Below are 2,940 nucleotides of genomic sequence, written 5' to 3'. Positions count from 1 at the left end.
TAGACGAAAACCTGTGTTTGGATTTCGGCTATCGAAGGAAGGGCTTTTTTGCAAAGGTCTCATAGGTGTATTGATCGCCGAGCATGACCCAGCCGCCTGCGGGCGCATCTTCTATAGCGGAGCCAAGCTTCCCGAAAGAGAGGATGCTGTCGTTGCCTTTGCAGATGGCGGGTGTACCGTCGTCTGAAAAAGTGGTGCAGCCAGCGAGAAGGAATACTGCGGATAAAAAGGGGAAGACGTATGTTTTCATAATGTTTGTTTGAAGGTATTTAAAATCAGGCAAATGGGGGAATACTCAATCCGAATTGTTCCAACAAGCCGACCGTTTCGTAAACGGGCAGGCCCATCATGCCTGTAAAGCTGCCTTGCAAATGCTCGACAAACACGCCGCCCAAACCCTGAATGCCATACGCGCCCGCTTTGTCCATCGGTTCGCCACTTCGGATATAGGCGGATATTTCTTCGGCAGACAAGGTTTTGAAACGTACATCGCTGGTTTGCAAAACGCCGTGCGTTTTCCCTTGCCAATATACGCATACGGCAGTCAGCACCTGATGCGTCTGCCCTGAAAGCCGGGCGAGTATTTCGGCTGCTTGGGCTTCGGTTTCCGGTTTGCCGAGAATGTGGTTTTGATAGGCGACCGTAGTGTCGGCGGTCAGAATCAGATATTCGGGCGACGCGTCGTGTGCGGCAAACCATTGCTCGACAGCGGCGGCATTTTTTTCCTGCGCCATACGTTGCACATAATCGGCGGCTTTTTCGTCGGAATGCGGCGTTTCGTCGATGTCGGCAGGGATACGGATAACTTTGAATCTTAAGTTTTCCAGAATTTCGCGGCGGCGCGGGCTGCCGGAGGCTAGGTAGAGTGTGTGCATAAAACTTTCTTTTTTAGGGGATATAAGGTCGTCTGAAAATTATTTTGACTGTTTGTGTTGGCCGGACAGGCGCACATAATGCGCAGAAGAATATTTCAAAAATTCTTTTTCTTTTTCGGTCAGCGGGCGGACTTGTTTGACGGGCGAACCGACATAGAGATAGCCGCTTTCCAAACGTTTACGCGGCGGCACCAAGCTGCCTGCGCCTATCATTACGTCGTCTTCGATGACGGTATCGTCCAGAATAATCGTACCCATCCCAATCAACACACGATCGCCGATGCGGCAGCCGTGCAGCATGACTTTGTGTCCGACGGTTACGTCTTCGCCGATGATAAGGGGTGAGCCTTCGGGCTTTTCCGCGTTTTTGTGCGAAACGTGCAAGACACTGCCGTCCTGTACATTGCTGCGCGCGCCGATGCTGATGCTGTTCACGTCGCCGCGCAACACGGCATACGGCCAAACGGATACGTCTTCGGCAAGCGATACTTCGCCGATGATGACGGAGGTCTCGTCGATGAGGCAGGATTCGTGGATTTGCGGAGTATGGTCTAAGAAAGGGCGGATAGGGTTCATGTTGTTTCTTTCTTTTTGATAGTGTGGCAGGTTTCAGACGACCTGCGGCTCGGTATGGCGAAAGTATGCCGTTTTGACGCAGGCAGGGCAAGGACGGTATCTGCCAAGATGCAGTCATGTCTTTGTAAACAATATTCTTTATGGTTAGGAAACCATTTTCCGTTAAATCTGAATCTTTTGTTTGCCGAAGGTGGGAAATTGTCCGTTATTATCTTGTAGTTGCAAGTAGCTGCAAATCATTCTCTTGCCATTTGAATTGGAATGATATATATTTTTAAAAAATATTTCACAAAATAACGAAACCCGATGGTTTGTTTTCAAACGGATTTGACGGGTTTCCCATCCTGCAAACCTCCGCTTCCATCCCATATCCGTTTTCAAACCTATCTAATCCACCTTGTTTAAATAAAGGCGGCCGGAAGGTCGTCTGAAACTGTATGAAGGATATTCACATGAGCGAAACACAAGAGCTGACTTTTGCCAAACGGCTGAAAGAGCAAACTACAACTATTCACGATAGCGTGGACAACTTGGTTATGTCTGTCGAGCCGTTTACCAACAAAGAGAACTACATCAAATTTTTGAAACTGCAATCCGTGTTCCACAAAGCGGTTGATCATATCTATAAAGACCCCGAGTTGAACAAAGCCATTCCCGAGCTGGAATACATGGCGCGTTACGATGCGGTAACGCAAGACTTGGCGGATTTGGGCGACAAACCCTACGAATACGGCAAACCGCTGCCGCATGAAACCGGCAACAAAGCCATCGGTTGGCTGTATTGCGCCGAAGGTTCCAATTTGGGCGCAGCATTTTTGTTTAAACACGCGCAAAAGCTGGATTACACCGGCGAACACGGCGCGCGCCACCTCGCTCCCCATCCGAACGGCCGCGGCAAACATTGGCGTGCTTTTGTCGAGCATCTGAATGCTTTGGGTTTAAGCCCTGAAGCTGAAGCCGAAGCGATTCAAGGTGCAAAAGATGCATTTGCGTTCTACAAAGTCGTTCTGCGCGAAACATTTGACCTGCCTGCAGGTGCGGAAGCTCCGGAAGGCTTTGTTCCGCATCGTCATTAATGGTTTGACGATATAAGTAGAGGTCGTCTGAAACACATCTGTATGCACGGATTCATAAATTCCGTTTTCAGACGACCTTCATACTGATGCAAGTTTAGTACCGTTTGGTTATCCGCATTTGCGGTATATTTTAATTGGTTTGATGTAAATAATTATCAAATATTTTATCACCATCATTCCAAAATACCATTATCACATTCAGGAGTTTGACCATGAAGGAATCATTTAAATTAAGTATGTTGGCGATTGCCTGCAGCATCGCATTGAGTGCATGCGGTTCAAGCGGTGGTGGTACGCCGTCTGCACAGTCTGCACCGACCCCGCAACAGCCGGGCAATAATTCCGGCTCGGGCGGAGGAGGTGATTCAAAACAAACTGAAGACGCCAAGAAAGCCGAAGAAGCCAAGAAAGCC

Annotated in this window: 4 protein-coding genes and 1 pseudogene; 3 read left to right on the top strand and 2 right to left on the bottom strand. The window is 48.8% G+C overall.

What is annotated here, in order from left to right:
* Positions 1 to 187, top strand: a 187-nt coding sequence (locus tag HMPREF3047_RS11490; RefSeq protein ID WP_210399755.1) for a hypothetical protein, incomplete at its 5' end; no start/stop codon positions are given.
* An 88-nt stretch (positions 188 to 275) separates the two neighbouring features.
* On the opposite strand, the gene HMPREF3047_RS03230 is transcribed toward HMPREF3047_RS11490, so the two are convergent.
* The gene (locus HMPREF3047_RS03230; RefSeq protein WP_070712175.1) at positions 276 to 875 is read right to left on the bottom strand and encodes a Maf family protein; all 600 of its coding nucleotides are present in this window, start codon (positions 873 to 875) and stop codon (positions 276 to 278) included.
* Between the two features lie 39 nt (positions 876 to 914).
* The gene (locus HMPREF3047_RS03225; protein WP_019270852.1) at positions 915 to 1,451 is read right to left on the bottom strand and encodes a gamma carbonic anhydrase family protein; all 537 of its coding nucleotides are present in this window, start codon (positions 1,449 to 1,451) and stop codon (positions 915 to 917) included.
* Positions 1,452 to 1,903: 452 nt separating this feature from the next.
* Here HMPREF3047_RS03225 and HMPREF3047_RS03220 point away from each other — a divergent pair, with 452 nt between their 5' ends.
* Together HMPREF3047_RS03220 and HMPREF3047_RS10895 are read left to right on the top strand one after the other, a co-directional pair.
* Positions 1,904 to 2,527 (top strand): biliverdin-producing heme oxygenase, encoded by a 624-nt coding sequence (locus tag HMPREF3047_RS03220; protein ID WP_019270851.1) that lies wholly within the window; start codon positions 1,904 to 1,906, stop codon positions 2,525 to 2,527.
* A 212-nt stretch (positions 2,528 to 2,739) separates the two neighbouring features.
* Positions 2,740 to 2,940: pseudogene (locus HMPREF3047_RS10895) on the top strand (transferrin-binding protein); the annotation flags it as partial.

This window comes from Neisseria sp. HMSC075C10 (assembly GCF_001815615.1).
Taxonomy (GTDB): Bacteria; Pseudomonadota; Gammaproteobacteria; order Burkholderiales; family Neisseriaceae; genus Neisseria; species Neisseria subflava_A.
Note: the sequence above shows the minus strand (reverse complement) of the source record. Positions and strands in the feature narration are given on the sequence as shown.

What these genes read in the sequence shown, in the direction of transcription:
- HMPREF3047_RS03225 (WP_019270852.1), bottom strand. Translation starts at nt 1,451, where the DNA reads ATGAACCCTATCCGCCCTTTCTTAGACCATACTCCGCAAATCCACGAA.
- HMPREF3047_RS03230 (WP_070712175.1), bottom strand. Translation starts at nt 875, where the DNA reads ATGCACACACTCTACCTAGCCTCCGGCAGCCCGCGCCGCCGCGAAATT.
- HMPREF3047_RS03220 (WP_019270851.1), top strand. Translation starts at nt 1,904, where the DNA reads ATGAGCGAAACACAAGAGCTGACTTTTGCCAAACGGCTGAAAGAGCAA.